Origin of the sequence: Denitraticella aggregata (assembly GCF_048158365.1) — a bacterium.
Lineage (GTDB): Bacteria > Pseudomonadota > Gammaproteobacteria > Burkholderiales > Rhodocyclaceae > Azoarcus_F.
In genome coordinates, this window is sequence record NZ_JBLLNL010000008.1 from 11,903 (window position 1) to 32,675 (window position 20,773).

21 protein-coding genes and 1 riboswitch are annotated in these 20,773 nt (G+C 67.4%); of the genes, 4 read left to right on the forward strand and 17 right to left on the reverse strand.

The window, feature by feature from the left end; translation table 11 throughout:
- The first annotated feature begins 108 nt into the window (after positions 1 to 108).
- From ACKVEX_RS10865 to msbA, 3 genes are read left to right on the forward strand one after another with little or no spacing between them, the layout of a single operon-like run.
- On the forward strand, positions 109 to 354 hold the full coding sequence (locus tag ACKVEX_RS10865) for an antitoxin (RefSeq protein ID WP_473215751.1): 246 nt from the start codon (positions 109 to 111) through the stop codon (positions 352 to 354).
- Entirely contained in the window at positions 351 to 770 is a 420-nt protein-coding gene (locus ACKVEX_RS10870; protein WP_473215752.1) for a PIN domain-containing protein, read from the forward strand. The genes ACKVEX_RS10865 and ACKVEX_RS10870 overlap by 4 nt, the downstream gene beginning before the upstream one ends.
- Complete coding sequence (gene msbA / locus ACKVEX_RS10875; protein ID WP_473215753.1) at positions 767 to 2,626, forward strand: lipid A export permease/ATP-binding protein MsbA; 1,860 nt, start codon at positions 767 to 769, stop codon at positions 2,624 to 2,626. The genes ACKVEX_RS10870 and msbA overlap by 4 nt, the downstream gene beginning before the upstream one ends.
- On the opposite strand, the gene ACKVEX_RS10880 is transcribed toward msbA, so the two are convergent.
- From ACKVEX_RS10880 to cobU, 17 genes are all read right to left on the reverse strand, one after another.
- Positions 2,595 to 3,188: a Uma2 family endonuclease gene (locus tag ACKVEX_RS10880; protein WP_473215754.1), complete on the reverse strand. Its 594-nt coding sequence runs from the start codon at positions 3,186 to 3,188 to the stop codon at positions 2,595 to 2,597. The two genes, msbA and ACKVEX_RS10880, sit on opposite strands and share 32 nt — an antisense overlap.
- A 414-nt stretch (positions 3,189 to 3,602) precedes the next feature.
- Positions 3,603 to 4,187: a lipopolysaccharide kinase InaA family protein gene (locus ACKVEX_RS10885; protein WP_473215755.1), complete on the reverse strand. Its 585-nt coding sequence runs from the start codon at positions 4,185 to 4,187 to the stop codon at positions 3,603 to 3,605.
- A gap of 127 nt (positions 4,188 to 4,314) precedes the next feature.
- Positions 4,315 to 5,811: a lipopolysaccharide kinase InaA family protein gene (locus ACKVEX_RS10890; RefSeq protein ID WP_473215756.1), complete on the reverse strand. Its 1,497-nt coding sequence runs from the start codon at positions 5,809 to 5,811 to the stop codon at positions 4,315 to 4,317.
- Positions 5,812 to 6,108: 297 nt separating this feature from the next.
- Positions 6,109 to 6,873: a lipopolysaccharide kinase InaA family protein gene (locus ACKVEX_RS10895; protein WP_473215757.1), complete on the reverse strand. Its 765-nt coding sequence runs from the start codon at positions 6,871 to 6,873 to the stop codon at positions 6,109 to 6,111.
- Positions 6,870 to 7,715 (reverse strand): lipopolysaccharide core heptose(I) kinase RfaP, encoded by an 846-nt coding sequence (gene rfaP, locus ACKVEX_RS10900; protein ID WP_473215758.1) that lies wholly within the window; start codon positions 7,713 to 7,715, stop codon positions 6,870 to 6,872. The genes ACKVEX_RS10895 and rfaP overlap by 4 nt, the downstream gene beginning before the upstream one ends.
- Positions 7,712 to 8,833 carry a glycosyltransferase family 4 protein gene (locus tag ACKVEX_RS10905; RefSeq protein WP_473215759.1) on the reverse strand — a complete coding sequence of 374 codons (1,122 nt, stop codon included), beginning with the start codon at positions 8,831 to 8,833 and terminating at the stop codon, positions 7,712 to 7,714. The genes rfaP and ACKVEX_RS10905 overlap by 4 nt, the downstream gene beginning before the upstream one ends.
- On the reverse strand, positions 8,833 to 9,930 hold the full coding sequence (gene waaC, locus ACKVEX_RS10910; protein WP_473215760.1) for a lipopolysaccharide heptosyltransferase I: 1,098 nt from the start codon (positions 9,928 to 9,930) through the stop codon (positions 8,833 to 8,835). The genes ACKVEX_RS10905 and waaC overlap by 1 nt, the downstream gene beginning before the upstream one ends.
- A complete protein-coding gene (waaF, locus tag ACKVEX_RS10915) occupies positions 9,915 to 11,021 on the reverse strand; it encodes a lipopolysaccharide heptosyltransferase II (protein WP_473215761.1) in 1,107 nt (368 codons plus the stop codon). Before waaF ends, waaC begins: the two co-directional genes overlap by 16 nt.
- Positions 11,022 to 11,038: 17 nt before the next feature.
- Positions 11,039 to 11,488 carry a type II toxin-antitoxin system VapC family toxin gene (locus ACKVEX_RS10920; RefSeq protein ID WP_473215762.1) on the reverse strand — a complete coding sequence of 150 codons (450 nt, stop codon included), beginning with the start codon at positions 11,486 to 11,488 and terminating at the stop codon, positions 11,039 to 11,041.
- Positions 11,489 to 11,494: 6 nt separating this feature from the next.
- Positions 11,495 to 11,761, reverse strand: coding sequence for a type II toxin-antitoxin system Phd/YefM family antitoxin (locus ACKVEX_RS10925; RefSeq protein ID WP_473215763.1), 267 nt, complete (start codon positions 11,759 to 11,761; stop codon positions 11,495 to 11,497).
- A 220-nt stretch (positions 11,762 to 11,981) separates the two neighbouring features.
- Positions 11,982 to 12,929 carry an ADP-glyceromanno-heptose 6-epimerase gene (rfaD, locus tag ACKVEX_RS10930; protein ID WP_473215764.1) on the reverse strand — a complete coding sequence of 316 codons (948 nt, stop codon included), beginning with the start codon at positions 12,927 to 12,929 and terminating at the stop codon, positions 11,982 to 11,984.
- A gap of 30 nt (positions 12,930 to 12,959) precedes the next feature.
- A complete protein-coding gene (gene rfaE1, locus ACKVEX_RS10935; protein WP_473215765.1) occupies positions 12,960 to 13,907 on the reverse strand; it encodes a D-glycero-beta-D-manno-heptose-7-phosphate kinase in 948 nt (315 codons plus the stop codon).
- Positions 13,908 to 14,040: 133 nt separating this feature from the next.
- A complete protein-coding gene (locus ACKVEX_RS10940; protein WP_473215766.1) occupies positions 14,041 to 15,333 on the reverse strand; it encodes a diguanylate cyclase domain-containing protein in 1,293 nt (430 codons plus the stop codon).
- Positions 15,334 to 15,472: 139 nt separating this feature from the next.
- Positions 15,473 to 16,024, reverse strand: a complete 552-nt coding sequence (gene cobC / locus ACKVEX_RS10945) for an alpha-ribazole phosphatase family protein (protein WP_473215767.1) — start codon at positions 16,022 to 16,024, stop codon at positions 15,473 to 15,475.
- Positions 16,009 to 16,779, reverse strand: a complete 771-nt coding sequence (locus ACKVEX_RS10950) for an adenosylcobinamide-GDP ribazoletransferase (protein WP_473215768.1) — start codon at positions 16,777 to 16,779, stop codon at positions 16,009 to 16,011. The genes cobC and ACKVEX_RS10950 overlap by 16 nt, the downstream gene beginning before the upstream one ends.
- A 19-nt stretch (positions 16,780 to 16,798) precedes the next feature.
- Positions 16,799 to 17,827 (reverse strand): nicotinate-nucleotide--dimethylbenzimidazole phosphoribosyltransferase, encoded by a 1,029-nt coding sequence (gene cobT, locus ACKVEX_RS10955; RefSeq protein WP_473215769.1) that lies wholly within the window; start codon positions 17,825 to 17,827, stop codon positions 16,799 to 16,801.
- A gap of 33 nt (positions 17,828 to 17,860) precedes the next feature.
- Positions 17,861 to 18,403 (reverse strand): bifunctional adenosylcobinamide kinase/adenosylcobinamide-phosphate guanylyltransferase, encoded by a 543-nt coding sequence (gene cobU / locus ACKVEX_RS10960; RefSeq protein ID WP_473215770.1) that lies wholly within the window; start codon positions 18,401 to 18,403, stop codon positions 17,861 to 17,863.
- 153 nt (positions 18,404 to 18,556) lie between these two features.
- A riboswitch (cobalamin riboswitch) is annotated at positions 18,557 to 18,806 on the forward strand.
- A gap of 125 nt (positions 18,807 to 18,931) precedes the next feature.
- On the opposite strand from cobU, the gene ACKVEX_RS10965 reads away from it, so the two are divergent.
- Positions 18,932 to 20,770 (forward strand): TonB-dependent receptor domain-containing protein, encoded by a 1,839-nt coding sequence (locus ACKVEX_RS10965; RefSeq protein WP_473215771.1) that lies wholly within the window; start codon positions 18,932 to 18,934, stop codon positions 20,768 to 20,770.
- Positions 20,771 to 20,773 lie beyond the last annotated feature (3 nt).

Below are 20,773 nucleotides of genomic sequence, written 5' to 3' on the forward strand. Positions count from 1 at the left end.
CTTTCAGTCGATAGTTGTTCTGTGTTCCAAGGAACCGGGGCCACCTCTGTGTTTTGTATTTGCCCGCTCAGGATATATCATGAATATATAGCAAGGAGTGGTGATTCCATGGAAACAGCGCGCGTATTCTGGTCGGGCCGGTCGCAAGCGGTGAGGCTGCCGAAGGAGTTCCGTTTCGACACCGACGAGGTTCGTATCCGTCGCCATGGTGGGGCGGTGATACTGGAGCCGGTGAACAAGGACTGGAACTGGCTCGAAGCGCTGTCGGCTTCGATCGACGACGATTTCGTCGAGGCCACCCGGGAGGCGAGCGGGCCCCAGCCCAGGCCCGGCTTGGACGAATTGTTCAAGTGACGCGCTACCTGCTCGACACCAACGCGGTGATCGCTGTCCTGCGCGGCGCAGGTTCGGTTCGCGACCGGCTGGTGGGCCATGCACCGTCGGATGTGATGGTTTCGTCGATCGTGATGCACGAATTCTTCTACGGTGCCTTCAAGAGCCAGCGAACCGAGTCGAATGTGGCACTGGTCGATTCGTTGCTGTTCGAAGTGCTCGAGTTCGATCGCGAGGATGCCCGCCAGGCGGGCGAGATTCGTGCGCAGCTCGCGCGCCAGGGTAGCGAGATCGGACCTTACGACGTGCTGCTCGCAGGGCAGGCGGTCGCGCGCGGACTGACATTGGTCACCCATAACATGCGTGAATTCGAGCGGGTACCCAGGCTCCTCACCGAGGACTGGGAGTCAGCGGAACAGCCTCCGGCCCAAGCATGAACACTGAAACCATCGCACTGAAGCCGGGCGAACCGGCCGCCTCCTCCTGGAAGATCTATCTCCGCCTGCTCGGTTACGTGCGGCCCTTCATCGGGCTGTTCGCGATCAGCCTGGTCGGCTACATGATCTTCGCGTCGTCGCAGCCGATGATGGCCGCGATCCTGAAGTACTTCGTAGACGGGCTCAATGAACCCGCCGCGTCGGTGCTGCAGGGGGTGCCGTTGCTGTCGGGCATGGAACTGATGTACGCGGTGCCGCTGATGATGATCGCGATCGCGATCTGGCAGGGGATCGGGTCCTTCCTGGGCAATTACTATCTTGCGCGGGTGTCGCTGGGGTTGGTCGACAGCCTGCGGCGCGCGCTGTTCGACAGCCTGCTGACCCTGCCCAACGGTTACTTCGACCAGAACAACTCCGGCCACCTGATCTCGCGCATCACCTACAACGTGACGATGGTGACCGGCGCGGCCACCGATGCGATCAAGACGGTGGTGCGCGAAGGCCTGTCCATCGTGTTCCTGTTCTCCTATCTGCTGTGGATGAACTGGAAGCTCACGCTGGTGATGGTGGGCATCCTGCCGCTGATCGGCTTCATGGTCACCAGCGCGAGCCGCAAGTTTCGCAAACAGAGTCGCAAGATCCAGGCGGCGATGGGGGACGTGACCCATGTCGCCTCCGAGACGATACAGGGCTACCGCGTGGTGCGCAGTTTCGGCGGCGAGGACTACGAGTCGGCGCGCTTCCGCGAGGCCAGCCGCGACAACATGGCCAAGCAGCTGCGTATGGTGAAAACTTCGGCCGTCTTCACGCCGTCGCTGCAGTTGGTGACCTTCAGTGCGATGTCGGTGCTGCTGTTTCTGGTGTTGCTGCTGCGCGGCGATTCGTCGGCCGGGGACCTGGTCGCCTACATCACCGCGGCGGGCCTGCTGCCCAAGCCGATCCGGCAGCTCTCCGAGGTGAGCTCGACGATCCAGAAGGGCCTGGCGGGCGCGGAGAGCATCTTCGAGCAGCTCGACCAGCCATCCGAGCGCGACGACGGCACCATCGAGCGCGAACGCGTGACCGGCCGACTCGACGTGCGCAATCTCGGCTTCCGCTACCCGGGCAGCGAGCATGCGGTGCTCGAGGACGTGAGCTTCAGCATCGAGCCGGGGCAGATGGTCGCGCTGGTCGGGCGCTCGGGCAGCGGCAAGTCCACGCTCGCGAACCTGATTCCGCGCTTCTACCAGCATCGCGACGGCGACATCCTGATCGACGGCGTCAGCGTCGCCGACTACCGGCTACGCAACCTGCGCCGGCATATCGCGCTGGTGACGCAGCAGGTCACGCTGTTCAACGACACGATCGCGAACAACATCGCGTATGGGGATCTCGCCGGGGCGCCGCGTACCGACATCGAGCGCGCGGCCGAGGCGGCCTTCGCGCGCGAATTCATCGACCGCCTGCCGCAGGGCTTCGACACGCTGGTCGGCGAGAACGGCGTATTGCTGTCCGGCGGGCAGCGCCAGCGCCTCGCGATCGCGCGGGCGTTGCTGAAGGATGCGCCGATCCTGATCCTGGACGAGGCGACCTCGGCGCTCGACACCGAGTCGGAGCGCCACATCCAGGCTGCGCTCGACCGCGTGATGCAGGGCCGCACCACGCTGGTCATCGCGCACCGGCTATCGACGATCGAAAGGGCGGACGTGATCCTGGTCATGGACCAGGGCCGCATCGTCGAACGCGGCAGCCATGCCGAACTCATCGCGCAGGGCGGGCATTATGCGCGGCTCCATGCGATGCAGTTTCGCGATGAAGGCGCCGAAGCGGAGAGCCCGTCGGACGCTACGGCTCCACCGGCGGAAGCCGCGCGATGAGTGCATCCCACGCGATCTCGAGCTCGGGAAGCGTCAGGAAAGGCGTGATCCCCTTCAGCTCGAAGATGTCGGGCCGACCGTAGACACCGTCCCGCAGCGTGTAGATCGTGAGCGTGCGGTCCGACGGATGGACCAGCCAGTATTCCGGCACGCCCGCGCGTTCGTAGATCCGGCGCTTCGCGATCTGGTCATGCGCGGCGGTGGAGGGCGATAGCACCTCGGCGATCCAGTCGGGCGCGCCGCGCACGCCGCGCCGGTCGAGCTTGCCGGGATCGCACACGATGATGACGTCGGGCTGAACCACGGTGTCGATCGCGTCGTCGGCCTCGTCCCCGCGCGGCAGGCGAACGTCCACCGGCGCGACGAAGGGCCGGCAGGGTTTGCCGTCGAGTTGTGACCTGACCTGAAAGTACAGTTCGCCGGTGATGTCCTGATGGTCCAGTGCCGGGGCAGGCGACATCATGATCGCTTCGCCATCGACCAACTCGTACCGGACCTCGTCCGGCCACTGCAGGTATTCGCCGTAGGTATGGTGCTTGGTGTCGCGCAATGCAAGACCCATGAGATCCTCCTGCCTTTTCGTCGCCAAACGGCCGCTGTATGCCCTTTCAGCAATCAATCGGGCGATATCGGACCGAGGCTGATACCCATGCCCCTCCCTCCGAAGGCGGCACCCACGCTCCCTCCCCCGAAGGCGGCACCCATGCTCCCTCCCCCGAGAGCGGCACCTATACTCCCTCCCCTTCAAGGGGAGGGCCGGGGTGGGGATGGGTCAAGCAGACGCCGCCAGACGCCGCCAGACGCCGCCGCAGGACCCCATCCCCCTCCTGACCTCCCCCTTGAAGGGGGAGGAACCGGGTGCGAGGACTGACTTCGCTCAACTGTTTGCCGGGTTTGATAAGACGAAGGGTATCCGAAGCCGGGGCTACGCGCCATGCGACGCGCAGGGCTTGGTCGTGTTGCTACCCCGTGCGCCTCAACGCGCCAGAATCGTGTCCCGGTCTATCCAGTCGCGCTCGCCGTCGATGCCTTCCATGCGACGCAGGTTGCGTGCGCGCCAGTAGCGGCTCAGCGGCTTGCGGTGGATGCGGGTGTCGGAGATGTCGATCAGGCCGAGTTCGCCTTGCGGCGTCTGCACGACGTTTCCGAGGTGTAGCGAGCGGAAGTAGATGCCGGAGTCGTGGAGTCGCTTCACGAAGCGGTTGAACGCGGCGCGCAGCGCCTGCTTCGATTCGGGCGTCAGCCCATTGCGGATCAACTGGCGCAGGGTCTTGCCTTCCAGCGGATGATAGTGCACGGCATCGCGTTCGATGCTCGGGATGCGATAGACCGCGATGACCTGCGGGCACGGAATGCCGCGCTCGGCCAGCGCGACCACGTTGTCCGCGAAGCGCTGCGCGTAAGGCGACCACGCGGCCGACGAGATCAGGCGCTTGCGCCGGAACAGCTTCAGGTAGTTGCCATCGGGCAGCAGCAGCACCTTGTCGCCCCGGCCGTCCGCCTCGATGACTTCGGCGCCTTCCCTGAGCGCGAGGTAGGCCTCGTGTTCGAGTGTCTTCACTGTGTGTCCTCTGCATGAAGCGCCGAATGTCGGGCCCTTCTCGCTGTGCTGTTCATCCGACTAATTCGGCATGCCCCTGGGGGGCACATGGCTTGGCCGGTGGTGTCGTGCCGTTCGGTGCCCCGTTTCATGCGCAGGGCGGCAGGTTGGCGGCGAGCCACCGATGCAGTCGGCTGCCCTCCGGCCAGTTACGCAGCAAACGGTTGCGGTCCTTCTGCCATGCGCGGCGATGCGAGGCCGCACCGCGGTGCTGCACCATTGCATCCAGGTCGATCAACGCGATGCGTCCGTCCTGCCAGAACAGATTGTCGCACTTGAGGTCGCCGTGCGTGATCCGCGCCCGGTAAAGCGTGTCGAAAAGCGAGCGGATCGCGTCGGCCTCGTCCGGCGTGGGTTCGCGATCGGCGGCGCCATCGAAATGCCGGCGCAGCGTGATGCCCTCGCAGAACTCGGTGATCAGCCAGGCGCGCCCGCGCAGCGGACCGGTGCGTTCCTCGATGACCGCGAGCGGCGTGGGCGTCGGGATGCCCAGCAACTTCAGACGATGACCCGCCACCCACGCATGCCAGGCGCGGCTCGGCCGCATCGCGCGTGACAGCGCGTGCAGCGGGCTCTTGATGTTGCAGCGCTTGATCACCAGCGGCCTGCCTGCGCATTCGACGCCGGCGACGGTGGCGCTGCGACCCATCTTCAGCATGCGCCCGGTCGCGATCCAAGCGTCCGGATCGGCCAGCAGTGGCGCCAGCGCGTCGGCATGCTCGCGCATCACCACGCTCATGCGGCCCGGCGTGCGGCTGACCGCAAACAATGTGCACTCGCGCCTGACCTTGCTCATGTAATCCGCGAGGCGGTCCGCGCGGGCGCGTGCGATCGATGCGGCGAGGGCGTCGTCCGAGATGATCGCTGCGGGATGGCCCTCGCGGTACGCAGCCAGCAACGGTGCGAGTCGCGTGTCCCACTCCATCGGCAGTTGCGCGATCAGCATGCCGAGATTGCGGGTCGCCTCGGCCGGTGTGACCGGCGCGCCGGCATGCTGCACGACCGCGTCGCCATCGACGACGAACAAGCCCTGTCCGCTCGCCAGAAAATTGCCCAGATGCAGGTCCTCGTGCGTGAGGCCGGCCTGGTGCATCGCACCGAGCAGCCGGAACACCGGCGCCAGCCACGCGACGTCACCGGGCTTGCCCGCCGGTCGCTGCGCCAGCGCCTGCCACCGAGCGGCGAGGCTCACCGCGTCGCCGAGAAAAGCGGTGACGGCGATCTGCCCGCCGTCGGGCAGTGCTTCGGCCGAGACCAGGTCTGGCGTGGGGATATGCCGCTCGAGCAGCGCACGCACGCCCGCGACTTCCCGGGTCCAGCGCCGCTCGCTGCCCTGGCCGATGAAGATCTTCACGAAGACGGTGCGGCCGTCGATCCGGGCTTCGCCAGCGATGCGCCTGCCCGGGAGATTGCGCAGGATCCGCGTCACGCACACCGTGTTCGCGTCGTTGAGGCGGACGCGGAACGGGGTGGCCAGTTCGCGCCCGGCCGCGCTCAGCGCGGCTTCGCCGAGCAGCGGTGGCGGCGTCGCGGACGCGGCCGCGTGCGCGGACGGACTGCGCTCGGGGTCGCTGGGGATCGTCATCGATCGCTTGTCTTGCAATGTGGCTCCGGTGAGGTCGTCGTCGGAAAACGTCGTCGGCATCTCGGTTCAGGCAAGGTTGCGGCCAACCGGGCTTCCTGCCGATGCGCGATTATCGCCGCATTCCGCGCACCGGTGCGTTCCGGCCGCGTGCAATCCTATGGGCGCTGTATTCGCGGCTGGCGCCACTTCCACCTGTCCGATTGGCGTTTGTCGGCGGGGTGGGAGCCGCGCGAGCGGCGAAATGCGGCATTCACCGCGCCAGAAGTGCTCTGAAACCATCCAGGCGATCACCCTGCGCTACAGGCCCAGCCGCTTGCGCAGCCGGCGGCGGCTGTGGGCCTGCAGGATGCGTCGGATCAAGTGTTTCGCGTCCGCGTCCAGGCGCGCCTTGCCGCAGTAGTCGAGCAGGAAGCGCATCCGCTGGCTGCGGCGCAGGTGGGCCCGGGCGCGTTTGTCCAGCGCCGACAGATCCTTGGCGATGCGGTAGCGCAACATCGGCCCCCGCCAGAACGCGCCGTTGGGGCAGTCGATCAGATAAACGGTGCCGCTTTCGCCGTGCAGCAACAGGTTGCGCCAGAACAGGTCGTTGTGGGTAAAGCCATGCGCATGCAGGCTGCGCACGATGTGCGCGACCTGCCGGCTGAGCGGGTCGAAGCGGCTGCGATCGCGAACCTGCTCGGGCTGTTTGCTTGCGAACTCGGCCAGATCGATGGTGCCGGCGATCTCCTCGGTGACCATCGCGCCGCGCACGAACAGCCCGAACCGCCGCTCCTGGCCGTTCGCGACCACCGATGCGGTCGGGATGCCCCAGTCGGCGAAGCGCTGCAGGTTCTTCCATTCCGATTCGATGCGTGAGGGCCCGATCGCGTTGCGAAGCGCGAAGCCCCGGCTGCGGTAACGCTTCACGTAATAGCGGGTGCTGTCGAGCGTGACCCGCAGGACCTCGCTGACCTTGTCCGACGTGATCGGCTCGCCGTCGACCGCGAAGGTGTCGTCCAGGCTCGCGAAACCGGCGCGCGCCACCTGCCCGCCATACGCCGCATTGACGGACCATTCGATCATCGTTGCAGCGCCGGGCGGTGGGCGAACTTGCGGTCGTAGCGCAGCAGCAGGCGCTGGGCCTCGTGTTCGAGGCGTGCCAGCCGCGCATGTTCGCGCTGCAGGATGTCGCGCAGATCGCCGCCAAAGTAGCTGCGGATGAAGCGCAGGCGGTCGCGCCCGGTCAGGCCGATGCGCAGCGCCGAGAAGTACAGCGCGGCCAGATCCTTGTCGCGCCAGCGCTGCGGCGTCCGGTCGCGGATCTGGGCACGGTGCAGGTCGATGACCGAGATGCGCAGCGCGTCGGAGGTCGGTGGCGGCGCCAGGTGCAGCAGAAAATGGCACAGGTAGAAGTCGCGGTGATTGATGCCACCCGCGTGCATGCGTCGAGCGATGTCGGCGACGCTGACGATCAGGGCGCGCTTCAGTTGCGGCGCGGGCGGTTCCTGCGGCCAGGGCTTGGTGAAGACGTCCAGATCGCAGGTGGGTTCGAGCGCCTCGGTGATCAGGAAGGACTCGAGACCGGCCGGACCGCGGCCGCGCTGGCCGAAGGCGACCACCCGCATCGTGTCCAGTCCGAGCCGGTGGAAGGCGCGGATCGCGTGCCATTCGTTGTCGGCGCCCAGCACCGGCAGGCGCAGGCGGAGCAGGTTGCCGGCGATCGCACCCCACCCGATGCCGCGGTGGAGCTTCAGGTAGTAGCCGCGGCCGGCGACCTCGAAGCGCAGCGTGCGCCGCCCCTCGACGTCGCGCACGATGTGGCCGCGGATCGCGGCCGCCTCGGCGAACGGATCGCGATCCGCCCACAGACGCGCGAACGGCTCGTCGAGCACGCATTCGTCGGTCGCGGCGAACCAGCGCGTCATGCCGGAGTTCCGAGAATGACGTCTGCGGCCCGCTCGGGCAGGCTGTAGAGGTCGGCGTGGTCCGCGAACGCGAGCGCATTGGCGTGCCAGCGCGCGCGGGCCGCGTCGTCGCCGAGCATGTCGGCCAGCGCGCGATCCAGGTCCGCCTGCTCGAAGGGCTGCGGCACGATGCGTCCGGCGTCGGCCTCGACGATGTAATGCGCGTAACCGCAGGCCTCACTCGCCAGCACCGGCAGGCCCGCGACCACGGCTTCGAGCAGCACGGTGCCGGTGTTCTCGTGACGGGCGGGGTGCAACAGGATGTCGGCCCCGAGCAGGAAGCGCGGCACATCGTCGCGCCCGCCCGGAATCGACACCGCGTCCGCGATGCCCAGCGCGCGGGCCTGGTCCATGAAGGGTTTCGGGTCGTCGGCGCCGAGCGCGATCAGCCGCGTGCGTCGTCTGATCGGCTCCGGCAGCGCGGCCATCGCCGCGATGCTGCGGTCCAGCCCCTTGCGCGGAAAGTCGGAGCCGATCTGCACCAGCAGCAGTGCGTCGTCCGCGAGGCCGAACTCGCGACGAAACGCATTGCGGATCTCGGCGGCGTTCGCCGGCGCGCGCCGGTCCGGTGCGATGCCGGGCGGCAAGGCGTGGAAGCGCTCGGCGGGCGTGCCGTAGTAGTGCATGAACAGCGCCTGCTGCACCGTCGAGATAGACAGGATGCGGGTGTTCGCGTCGCGCCCGAAGACCGCGCGTTCGTAGGCGGAGAAGTGGCGATAACGGGGGCTGAAGCGGTACAGCGGCTTGCGCAATGTGCGCGATTTCTCCTCGAAGCACGGGTCGGCAGCGTAGTACACGTCCAGCCCGGGCATCTTGTTGAAGCCGACCACCCGGTCGGCCGGCCGGCGCGCGAGATCGGCGTCGACCCACGCGGTGAACTTGGCGTAGCGGCGATGGTTCCACAAGGATTGCACCGGCACCCGCACGACATCGAATCCCGGCGGGGTCTCGCCCTCCCATTCGAGCACATACACGCGAACCGCATGGCCCCGCTGCTGGCACAGGCTGGCGATGCGCAGGAAGTCGCGCTGCAGGCCGCCGTAGGGGAAGTACTTGTACAGACAGAATGCGAGCTGCATCAGGCGGGTTCCTGTGCGGTGGGCCGGGGGGTATCCGTGATCAACTCGGCCAGCGTCTGCCACACGCGCTCCGGGCCGAGCCGCGTGAAGCACAGCGGCGATTCCGACGCGACGTCGAAGCGCTGCATGTCCTCGTCCGACGGCGTGTAGCCGCACTGCTTCTTCAGGCACGGCGCGCAGGCGAAGTCCGACGCGACATGGATCTGACCGCGTCCCCAGGCGCCGGTGAAGCCCGGGTTGGTCGGACCGTACAGCGAGATCGTCGGCACGGCCAGTGCCGCGGCGAGGTGGCCGAGACCGGTGTCGACCGCGACGCAGGCGCGTGCGCCGCCGAGTTCCGCGGCGATGCCGGACAGCGTCAGGCGCGGCAGCACCGACACATGCGCGAGTCCAGCGGCGAGCCGGTCGGCGCGGGCCCTCTCCGCATCGTTGCCCCACGGCAGGTGGATGGCCCAGCCCGCGCCATCGGCCAGCGTCAGCAGTCTGCGCCAGTAGTCCTCGGGCCAGTGCTTGGTCGCCCAGGTCGTGCCGTGCAGAAAGACGAGGTATGGGGTTTCGGTCGGCGCGACCTGCGGGTCGACCGACGCCCGGATGCGCTCGGGGTCGAGCCCGTAGTCGCCGTCGTCGGTCGGGATCGGGTAGCCGAGCGCGCGCGCGAACAACTCGCGCATGCGTTGCACCGCGTGCTGATCCCGTGCGACCGCATGCGTGTCGGTATAGAAGCGGCTCGCCAGCGGTTCGCGCGCGGAATGCCGGTCCAGGCCATGCACCGGCACGGTGGCGTAGCGCGACAGCATCGCGCTCTTGATCAGGCCCTGCGCGTCGATGGTCAGATCGTAATGACGCTGGACCAGCTCGCGCGTGAAGCGCCGCCATTCCCCGCTCAGCCAGGTCCTGACCATGGACTTGCGCCAGCGCCGGATCGCGACCGGGATGACCCGGTCGACCGCCGGGTGCCAGGACGGGATCTCGGCGAAGGCCTCCTCGACCACCCAGTCGAAGCGGATACCGGGAATCGCGCGCGCGGCGTCGGTCACCGCCGGCAGTGCGTGGATGACGTCGCCCAGCGAAGAAGTCTTGATCAGCAGGACGTGCAAGGCGGGGTTCCGGGGGTGCCGGCCTCGGCCAGTGCGTCGACGACGCTGTCGGGCGTGATTTCGGTGAGGCAGCGGGTATGGCCCAGCGGGCAGGTGCGCTTGAAGCAGGGCGAGCATTCGATGCCGAGATAGCGGATCGCGACCCGGTCGGACAGCGGCGGCGTGTGGGCCGGTGTGGAGGAGCCGTAGATCGCGACCAGCGGCACATCGAGCGCCGCGGCGACATGCATCAGCCCGGAATCGTTGGTGATCGCGCCCGCGCACAGCGCCAGCAGATCCACCGCGTCGCCGAGCGCAGTGCGCCCGCACAGGTTGATCACATGCCGTTCCTGGTCCGCCGCGATGATGTCGCCTGCGGCGCGGTCCTTGTCCGAACCGAGTATCCACACCTGGAAGCCGCGGTCCACCAGCGTCGCGGCGGCGGTGGCGAAATACGGCAGCGGCCATTGCTTGGCCGGCCCGTACTCGGCGCCCGGCATGAACGCGATCGCCGGGCGGTCGGTGTTCAACGACAGCTTGCCCGGTAGCAGCGCCTGATTGTCGCGGTCGGGCAGCAGGCGCGGTCGCGGCAGCGGGTCGGGCAACGGGCGGTTGATCGGTAGCCCCAGCGTGACGAAGCGCTGCACCGTCATCGGCAGGCGGCGCGTGTTGAGCATGCGCATGTCGTTGATCAGCCCGTAGCGCATCTCGCCGCGAAAGCCGGTACGCACCGGGATGCCGGCGAAGGTCGGGATCAGCGCCGATTTCAGCGAATTGGGCAGCACGATCGCCTGGTCGTAGCCCACCGTGCCGAGCCGTCGCCCCAGGTCCCAGCGCACGCCCAGCTGGAACTGTCCGTGCCCCACCGGCATCGCGACGCCGCGGCTGACCTCGGGCATGCGCGCCAGGATGGGCAGCGACCAGCCCGGCGCCAGCACGTCGATCTCGCACGGCCCGGACGCCTTCAGTGCCATGAACAGGCTTTGTGCCATGACCATGTCACCCACCCAGGATGGACCGACGATCAGGATGCGCCGGGCGGCCGCCTGTTGCGGCGCGAGGCTGTCGTCGTCGAGTTCGTCCGGGGTGTCGGCTGTGTCGTGCTGGGGCATGGTGTGCGGTGTCGGTTTCAGGAAAGCGGGGTGAAGTCGGGCAGCGACAGACCGAGCAATCTTGCGGCGCGGTTCAGCGTGCGGTCGAAACTGACGAACGCGAGTTCGGGCAACTGCGACCGCAGCCGATGGGCGCTGGCGAGGTGCATGGCATCGTAGCCGCGCAGACCGAAGCCCTCGGCCAGTTCCGCGGCACGTTCGAGCAGGGCGTCGTCGGTGCTGACCGAGGTCATGCCGCAGGACCAGTCGCTGGAAAAGTTTCTGACACTGATCGTGTATTCGGTGTCATCGAGGCGATTGGCCCGCCTTGCCGCCGCCAGCGCGGCACGTGTCTCGACGTAGGCGAGTTCGTGCGTGCTCACGAACTGCGCGACCGTAAAGAGCTGTGCGGTGTCCTCGCTGAACGCTTCCCTGACGTAGAGCTTGACGATGGCCGAGGTGTCGAAATAGCCGGGGGACGCAGGCATGACGAATCAGCGCCGGTTCTCGATGACCCAGTCGGAAATCGGCGTGCCGGTGTTGAACGGACATTCGGACACCGGCCGGGACAGGCGTTGCTTGTTCTTCGCCCAACGCACCCCCGGAATGTCCGGCATGCCTTCGGGTGGCGGCTCGGGCGACACGATACGGGCGACAGGCTTCTTGTGCGAGGTCACCGTGATCGTTTCGCCGCGCTGTGCGGCCTGGAGGTAGTCGGCAAGGTGTTCGCGAAGTTCGCGAACCGATACGGTTTGCGACATGGTGCTCGTTCCGAGACTGATTGTGTTCTCATTGTATAATATTTTGCGTACTCAATGCGTTCAGAGTGTGTAGCCGCCGTTTCGCGGCTTGCGCCGCTCCCACCCAGGACGAACCGCAACACCACGCCCATCCCGTGCTCCATTGCAGGAGCCGCGCAAGCGGCGAACCGGTGCTGCCATCGTCGTGCCGCGTGAGCGTCAGGCCCCAACCGGATGACGCTCACGACCGCTGCGACAACCACTCCATGTACTTCGGCACGCCCACCTCGACCGGCATGAAGTCGTGGGCACAGCCGGCGGCACGCAGCGCGCTCATGTCGGCCTCGGTGAAGCTCTGGTAGCGCCCCTTCAGCGTGTCGGGGAACGGGATGTATTCGATCTTGCCGTTACCATGCCAGCCGATCGCGGCGCGGGCGACGTCATTGAAGCTTTGCGCGCGGCCGGTACCGAGGTTGAAGATGCCGGAGACCTGCGGGTTGTCGAGCAGCCACAGATTGACTGCGACCACGTCGTCCACATGGATGAAGTCGCGCCGTTGCTCGCCATGACCATAGCCGTCCGAGCCTTCGAACAGCTTGAGCCGGCCGCCCTCGCGCAGCTGCGAATCGAAATGAAAGGCGACGCTGGCCATGCCGCCCTTGTGCTGTTCGCGCGGGCCGTAGACGTTGAAGTAGCGCAGGCCGACTACCTGGCTCGGGATGTCCGGCAGTCGCGGGCGCAGGTGGCAGTCGAACAGGAACTTGGAATACGCGTACATATTGAGCGGCCGTTCGAACTCGCGGGACTCGCGAAAGACCGGGCCCATTCCATACACCGAGGCCGACGACGCGTAGATCAGCGGGACGCCGCGTGCCACGCACCAGCCGAACAGCGCCTTGGTGTAGCTGAAGTTCACGTCCATGACGAAGCGGCCGTTCCACTCGGTGGTGCTGGAACAGGCGCCCTCGTGGAACACCGCCTCGACCGGACCGAAGTCCTCGCCGGCCTGCAGGCAGCGCAGGAACGCGTCCTTGTCCATGTAATCGACGATGTGCGCGTCGGCCAGATTCAGGCACTTGTGCCCGTCGGTCAGGTCGTCCACGACCAGGATGTCGGAGATGCCGCGCGCGTTGAGCCCCTGCACGATGTTGCTGCCGATGAAGCCGGCGCCGCCGGTGACGATGATCATGTGCTGTCCTCGCTATGTGGTCTGAGGGTGTCAGGTGCCCTGCATCGCGCGTTGGAGTTCATCCACGCCGACCGTCGCTGTGCCGAGCTTGCCGACCACGATACCGGCGGCCAGATTGGCGAGCGTGGTCGCGTCCGACATCGGCAGGCCGCACGCAAGCCCTGCACCGAGCACGGCGACGACCGTGTCGCCCGCGCCGGTCACGTCGAATACGTCGCGGGCGCGGGTGGCCAGGTTCAAGGTCGGGAGGCCGCGCTGCAGCAGGGTCATGCCGCGCTCGCTGCGCGTGATCAGCAGGGCCTCCAGATCGAGCGCGTCGCGCAGGGCCTCGCCCTTGGCGACGACGCTCTGCTCGTCGGCACAGTGCCCGACCACCGCCTCGAATTCGGCCATGTTCGGTGTGATCACGGTTGCGCCGCAGTAGCGCCCGAAATCGGTTCCCTTGGGGTCGACGACGATCTGCACGCCCTGTTCCCGAGCGACCCGGATCAGGCTGCCGACCTGGGACAGCGTACCCTTGCCGTAGTCCGACAGCACCAGTGCGCCGGCGCCCGGCAGTGCGGATTCGAACACGCTTTCGATGCCGGCCGATTCCAGCACCGCGAAGCTCTCCTCGAAATCGAGCCGGATCAGCTGCTGGTGCCGGCTGATGATGCGCAGTTTGGTGATGGTCGGGTGCTGCGGGGCTTCCAGCAGATGACAACCGACGCCGCCCGCTTCGAGACGATTGCGCAGCAGCGTCGCCGCTTCGTCACGTCCGACCAGCCCGACCAGATCGACCCGTGTGCCGAGCGACGCCGCGTTCAACGCGACGTTGCCGGCGCCGCCGGCCCGGAACTCGTCGCCCTCGACCTTGACGATGGGCACCGGCGCTTCCGGTGAGATACGGTTGGTCGAACCGTGCCAGTAGCGGTCGAGCATGACGTCGCCGACCACGAGTGCACGGCCGGTCGAAAAGTCGGGAAGCGCTGGATGCATGACGGTCGTTGGCTCACCAGGATTGGGTTGGGCAAAGATTATCCCATGAACTGACGCCGCGGCTGCGGCGCGCAGGCCGCAGCGGTGCGCGAACTGTCCAGCGCGCAATCGTCGTCCTGAAGTGGTGCGCCGCTCAGGCCGCCGACGCGGTCACGCAGTGCCGTTCGCGAATGCTGTGCACCTGCTTGGCGGCGGACTTCAGCAGGCTGCCCGGGTCCTTGCCGTCTTCCGGAAAGAACGCGCAACCTATCGTGACACCGAGGCTGAGCGTCCTGTCGCCGATCGTGAATGGTTTCTCGACTTCGCCGACGATGATGTTGCGCACGCGCTCGACGTCTTCCTGCTGGAAGACTTCTTCCAGAACGATCGCGAACTCTTCCGAGCTGACTCGGGCCAGCGTGTCCTGCGCGCGAACGACCGCCTTCACCCGCCTTGCGACACCGAGCAGCAACTGGTCGGCCACCGCCTGGCCGCAACGCTCACGCACTTGCGCGAAATGGTCGAGACTGATCACTAGCAGCGCCATGCGCGTATTGTGACGGCGCGCCCTGACCATGCCATGTGCGGCGCGGTCCTCGAGCAGCAGGCGGTTCGCGATGCCGGTCAGGGCGTCGTGGTGGTGGGTCTGATCCAGCGCATGGCGAACTTCCTGCAATTCGCGATTCGCGTGCTCCAGCGCTTCGGTGCGCTCGGCCAGACGCGCGGCGAGCGTCTCCTCGGACGCCCGCAGCGTCTCGATCAGTTCCTCGTTCGCCCGGTTCGGGCCCGCGAGCGCGCGACCCGGGCCGGTCGTGCCCTGCCTGGTGTGAAGGATCAGCGCAGAGGACATCAGGATCGCCGCGAATACCGTTGCGAGGAAGAGCGTGTCGTCGGTCGCGAGTCCGGACGGTACCCAACCCGAGTCGCGGGCGCCGTGTGCGCCAAAGCCGGCCAGCATGACCACCCAGGCCGAAGTGTACAGCACGTTGCGGCGCATGCCGGCCTGCACCGAACGGGCACCACACACGATCACCAGCGCCGCGAACAGCGGAATCGCCACCGACAGCACCGCAGTGCCCACCGCGGCGGGTACGAACCATAGCAGCACCAGCACCGCGCCGAACATCGCGGCCGAGCCCGTCATGAAGCGGTTCAGGATGTCCTCGGATCGGGATCGCTGCAGCATGCTGCGGCTCAGCAACGATCCGAACAGGCCGACCAGCGCGAGGCCGACCGGCGCGAGCCGGTCGGCGGAGCCCGCCGTAGCGGGCAGCCACTGCAGGTTCGCCGACTGTGGCGGCAGCGAGGACAGCGCCACGCCCAGCCCGGCGATCAGCAGCATGAACTCGGCGTGGATACGGGTGCGCAGGACGGTGACGAGCAGCAGGTGCTGGAGTGTCAACGCGGCGAGCACACCCAGCAGGATCAGCGATGTCGAGGAGGACATGGAGACTCACAGGTCGGGTTGAAGACCACGGATCTGCCTCCATTGTACGGAAGCTGCGCCCGTAGCACCGTGAAATATGTTCCCGTGATGAGCCGCGACCCCTTCTCGGCGCGCCTCGGCGTGCGTCGAGGCGGGGCCCTCAGCGGTTGAACCATTTCAGCGTGACCCCCCAGTCATGCACGTCGAGTCGGGTGGCCTGGCCGTACGCGAAGTCGAGCGTCAGCCACCGCTCTGCCGGCAGCCCGAGCAGATGGCCCGCGATGACACGCAGGGGACCGCCGTGGGCGACGATGACGCGGGGGGTGTCGTCACGCCTGCACAACTGGCCGTCCAGCCAGCGCAGGACCCGACGCGCCAGATCATGCGCCGACTCGCCCCCGGGTGCAGCAAAGCCGAGCGGATCCGACACCCAGCGATCGACCGCGTCGCCGAGGTCGGTGTAGCGCTGCAGTTCCCATTGGCCGAAGTGCATCTCCATCAGCCGGTCGTCGAGCACCGGCTCGCCCAGAGCCTCGGCGAGCAGGCGCGCACGCGCGAGCGGGCTCGCATGGAGCGCGAAGCGGGCTGGCAACATGGGGCGCAGCCGGGCGGCGACCGCGCTGGCGGATTCGGCCAGCCCGACGTCGGACTGGCCGTAGCACACCCCGGCCGGCACGTCGGGGCGGGGATGGCGGATCAGATGGAGTTCCATGTAGCGACCAGTGCCAGGTAGCAGGCGAGTTCGGTGAGTTGCTGCGCGGCGCCGAGGCAGTCGCCGGTATAGCCGCCGAGCTTGCGGTGGAATGCGCGCGCGGCGAGCAGCGTCGCGACTGCGACCAGCGCGCATGCCAGCAGCGCGCGAGCCGGCGCGAGCAGCGTCAGCGGCAGCAGGCCGAACAGCGTCGCCAGCGCGAGCTCGTGGGCGTCCAGCCTGCGGGCGAGCGGCTTGGCCTTGGACAGTTCGTCCTCGCGCACGTAGGTCATCGTGTGAATGAGACTGGTCGAGGCCAGCCGCGACAGCGGGTGTGCGACCAGCAACGCGACCGCCGCCACCGATGGATCCTGCGCCGCCAGCGCGAGCAGGGCCGCGGCCTTGGCGAGCAGCATCAGCACGAGCCCGACGGTGGCGTAGGTGCCGTTGCGCGAGTCCTTCATGATCGCCAGCGTCTGCGACTTGTCCCATCCGCCGCCGAAACCGTCGCAGGTGTCGGCCCAGCCGTCCTCGTGGAACGCGCCAGTGAGGCGGATCGTCACCGCCATCGACAGCAGCACCGCGAGCGTGACCGGCAGGAATAATGCGAACAGCAGCAGGCTCACCGCAGCGGCGGCGCCGACCACCCAGCCCACCAGCGGAAAGTAGCGCGCAGCGTGGTTTAGGCGTTCCACCGACCACGGCACCCAGCCCGGCACCGGAAGTCGGGTGAAGAAGGCCAGCGCGGTGAAGAAGAGTTCGACCTGGTAGCGCACGGCTTGCGGATACCCCGGTTCAGCCGCTGACGCCGGCCGTCTCGAAGCTTGCCATGTCGTTGTAGAAGGCGACCGCCGCGCGGACTAGTGGCAGGGACAGCGCCGCGCCGGTGCCCTCACCCAGGCGCAGGTCCAGCGACATCAGCGGCTCGACCCCGAGGTGGGCGTGCTGCACCGCATGGCCGGGTTCCTCGGAGCGGTGGGCGAACACGCAGTAGGTGAGGATGGCCGGCGCGATGCGGTGCGCGGCGAGCAAGGCCGCGGTTACGATGAAGCCATCGATCAAGAGGATCATGTGCCGTTCGGCTGCGCCGAGCATCGCGCCGGCCATCATCGCGATCTCGAAGCCACCGTATTCGGACAGGGCCTGCAGTGGATCCGACGGCCGGCCACCGCGCGCGACCGCCCGTTCAAGCAGCGCCAGCTTGCGGGCCAGCCCGGCGTCGTCCAGCCCGGTGCCCCGGCCGGTGACCCGCTGCAGCGGTGCATCGGTGAGGCAGTGGGTGATCAGTGCGGCCGAAGCGGTGTTGCCGATGCCCATCTCGCCGAAACCGAGCAAATTGGCGCCGCGCCCGGCATGTGTGTACGCGATGTCGCGTCCGCAGAGCAGCGCGTGCTCGAGCTGAGTGCACGACATCGCCGGCGACTCCAGCCAATTGGCCGTGCCGTAGGCTATTTTCGCGTCGATGAGACCGTCTCGCACACCGAAATCGTGGGCCACGCCGGCATCGACGACGTCCAGCGTCATGCCGACCTGGCGGCAGAAGACGTTGATTGCGGCACCGCCGGCCAGAAAATTTTCCACCATCTGCCAGGTGACGTCCTGTGGATAGGCGGAGACGCCGGCGCGGGCCGCGCCGTGGTCGCCGGCGAACACCAGCATGTGCGGTGAATGGATCGCGGGTTCGGCGGGATGCTGGATCAGCGCGAGTTGCCGCGCGAGGGCCTCGAGTCTGCCCAGGGCGCCGACCGGCTTGGTCTTGCGGTCGATGTGGCGCTGGATGTGCGCGCAGGGTGAGGCGTCGGGGGCGGCGATGGCGAAGTGCATGAGATGCGACGCTCTGAAACGGAGTGCGACATTCTACTTTAGCTTGAGCGGGAGGCCGGCCGCGACGAAGCTGACCTGCTCGCATATCGCCGCCACCCGCTGGTTGAGCCGTCCGGCCTCGTCCCGGAACAGGCGCCCCAGCGGTGTCTCGGGCACCAACCCGAGTCCGACCTCGTTCGCCACCAGGATGAGCTCGCCGGTCAGCTGCGGCAATGCCGACAGCAGCGCCGTCTGCTCGTCACGACTCGACTGAGGTGCTTGCAGTGGCATGGCGCCCGGCTCGAATCGGGCGCCGGCGAAGGTGTTGCTGAGCCACAGGGTGAGGCAATCGACGACGACGCAGCGACGCGCCGCGCAGGTCTCGCGCAGCGCGGCCGCGAGATCGCGTGGAACCTCGAGGGTGTGCCAGCCGGGCGGCCGGTCGCGTCGGTGCTGCGCGATCCGTGCGGCCATTTCCTCGTCCAGCGCCTCGGCGGTGGCGATGACCGTCACCGGCAGGCCGGATGCGTGGGCGAGTCTCTCGGCGAGGCGGCTCTTGCCCGAGCGGGCGCCCCCCAGGATCAGGTGGCGGGGCATGTGCGGGCGGCGAGGTGGGGGGGGCACTTGCGCATGGGATTGGTGCTTGGGCGATCGGAGATCATGCGTTTTATCGGGCGGGTCGGAAGAGATTTTCACGTTACCGCTTGCGGCCTTGCCGCATATTCGCGCTATCATGCGGCCCTCGTCCTCAGGGACGAACGCATTTCAGGTGCCCGAAGGCGGCTCAAGCCAGAGGGTTAAACGGGAAACAGGTGCGCGCGGTCGGGAGCATACCCCAAGCGCAACGCCTGTGCTGCCCCCGCAACGGTAAGTGGACGCAAGAGACGTCATTCCGCCACTGAGCGCAGGCTTGGGAAGGCGACGTCTCGAGTCCGGCAGGTCGAGCACCCTGCCGGCACAGCCCACGAGCCCGGATACCGGCCCGGATGCGGATTTGGCGATGTGCCGCGGGGAGGCGGCAACGGGCGTTCGTGTGCTTGTCTGTTTCCCTTCCGTGCGTGCGCATCTTTCTTGGCATGACCATGACGTGCGGGGACGCGCGCCGTGGCGCAAGGGAGCACAATAATGAAGATCCGTTTCACTGCCACCGCGATCGCGGTGGCCACTGCCTTTCCCGCATCCGCACAGGTCGATGGTCTCAGGGATGGCGCGGTGATGCCGGCCACCGTCGTCACCGCGACCCGCCAGGCGCAGCGCGTCGACGAAGTCCTCGCAAGCGTCGATGTCATTACCCGCGAGGATATCGAGCGTTCCAGTGGCCGGACACTGACCGAACTGCTGGGGACCCGGCCGGGCATTCAGATCTCTACCAATGGCGGAGCCGGCGCGAACACGAGCGTGTTCATCCGCGGCGCGAACGCCAATCAGACGCTGCTGCTGATCGACGGCATGCGTATCGGTTCCGCAACCAATGGCGCGCCTTCGCTGGAGACGATTCCGCTGGCCCTGATCGAGCGCATCGAGATCCTGCGCGGCCCCGCCAGCGCGCTGTACGGCGCGGACGCAGTGGGCGGCGTGATCCAGATCTTCACTCGCCGCGACGTGGATGGCGTGGTGCCGCGTGCGCACTTCGGGGCGGGTCGCTGGGACAGCTACACCGCGAGCGCAGGTGTGGCCGGTGGCACAGGGCGGCTGCGCTACAACCTCGACGTGGGTCACGACCGCAGCAGGGGTTTCGATGCCCAACCCGAGTCCTTCGCCGGTACCGACGCCGATCGTGACGGCTGGCGCAATGACTTCGTCAATGCCACGGTCGCGCTGGGCTTTCGCGAGCGCGACGACGTGAGCCTGAACTACTGGGATACCGATGGCCGCAACCGTTATGACAACGCGCAGGATTTCGACTCCTTCCTCGACAAGCGCTCGCAGGTGCTTGGCCTGACGATGAGCAACGCGCTGGCCGAGGGCTGGCGCAGCACGGTGCGCCTGGGCCAGAGCAGGGACGAACTCACGAATCGGAGCAACCGCAGGACGCGCAGCCATTTTGATACCCGGCAGCGCCAGTTCATGTGGCAGCACGACATTGATGTGGCCGGCGGCAACATGATGCTGGCCTACGAGGAACTGCGGCAGCGGGTGGACAGCAGCACCGACTTCGTCGAGACGGATCGCACCACCCGCTCATGGCTGGCGGGCTGGGGCGGACAGTTCGGCCGCCACGACGTGCAGTTCAACCTTCGGCGCGACCGCATCACTGGCTTCGGCAGCCACGACACCGGCAATATCGCCTACGGCTATCAGCTGACGGATGCGTTGCGGCTGGTCGCCGGTTACGGTACGTCGTTCCGTGCCCCGAGCTTCAACGATCTCTACTGGCCGGCGGATCCGGTCTTCGGAGGCGGCGGGAACCCCGATCTCGAGCCCGAGGAGGGGCGCAACCGCGAACTCGGACTACGCTGGGACGATGGCAAATATGCGCTCGGTGTGACCTATTTCAACAACCGCGTCAGCGAGCTGATCGCTGGCTGGCCGCCAGTCAACATCAACACCGCCAAGCTCGAGGGGGTCGAGGTCGCGGCGGGGACGCGCCTGGCGGATGTGGATCTCGAGTTCGGCTGGGACTGGCTCAACGCGCGCGACACGCGCACTGACAACTGGCTGCCCCGGCGCGCGCGCCATTCGGGCCATGTGCGGGCCCTCACCCGCATTGCGTCATGGCGCGTCGGCGGGGAACTCACGGGCCAGGGCAGGCGCTACAACGACGTTGCCAACAAGCAGCGCATGGGGGGCTACGTACTCGCCAACCTGACCGCCGATTATGATTTCACACCGGACTGGCGCCTGGAGTTGCGCGCGAACAACATCTTCGACAAAAGGTACGCGCTGGCGCAGGATTTCCGGGGTCGTGACTTCGGCACGCCGCGGCGCAACTTGTTCGCGGGTCTTCGCTATGCACCCCGCTGAGGA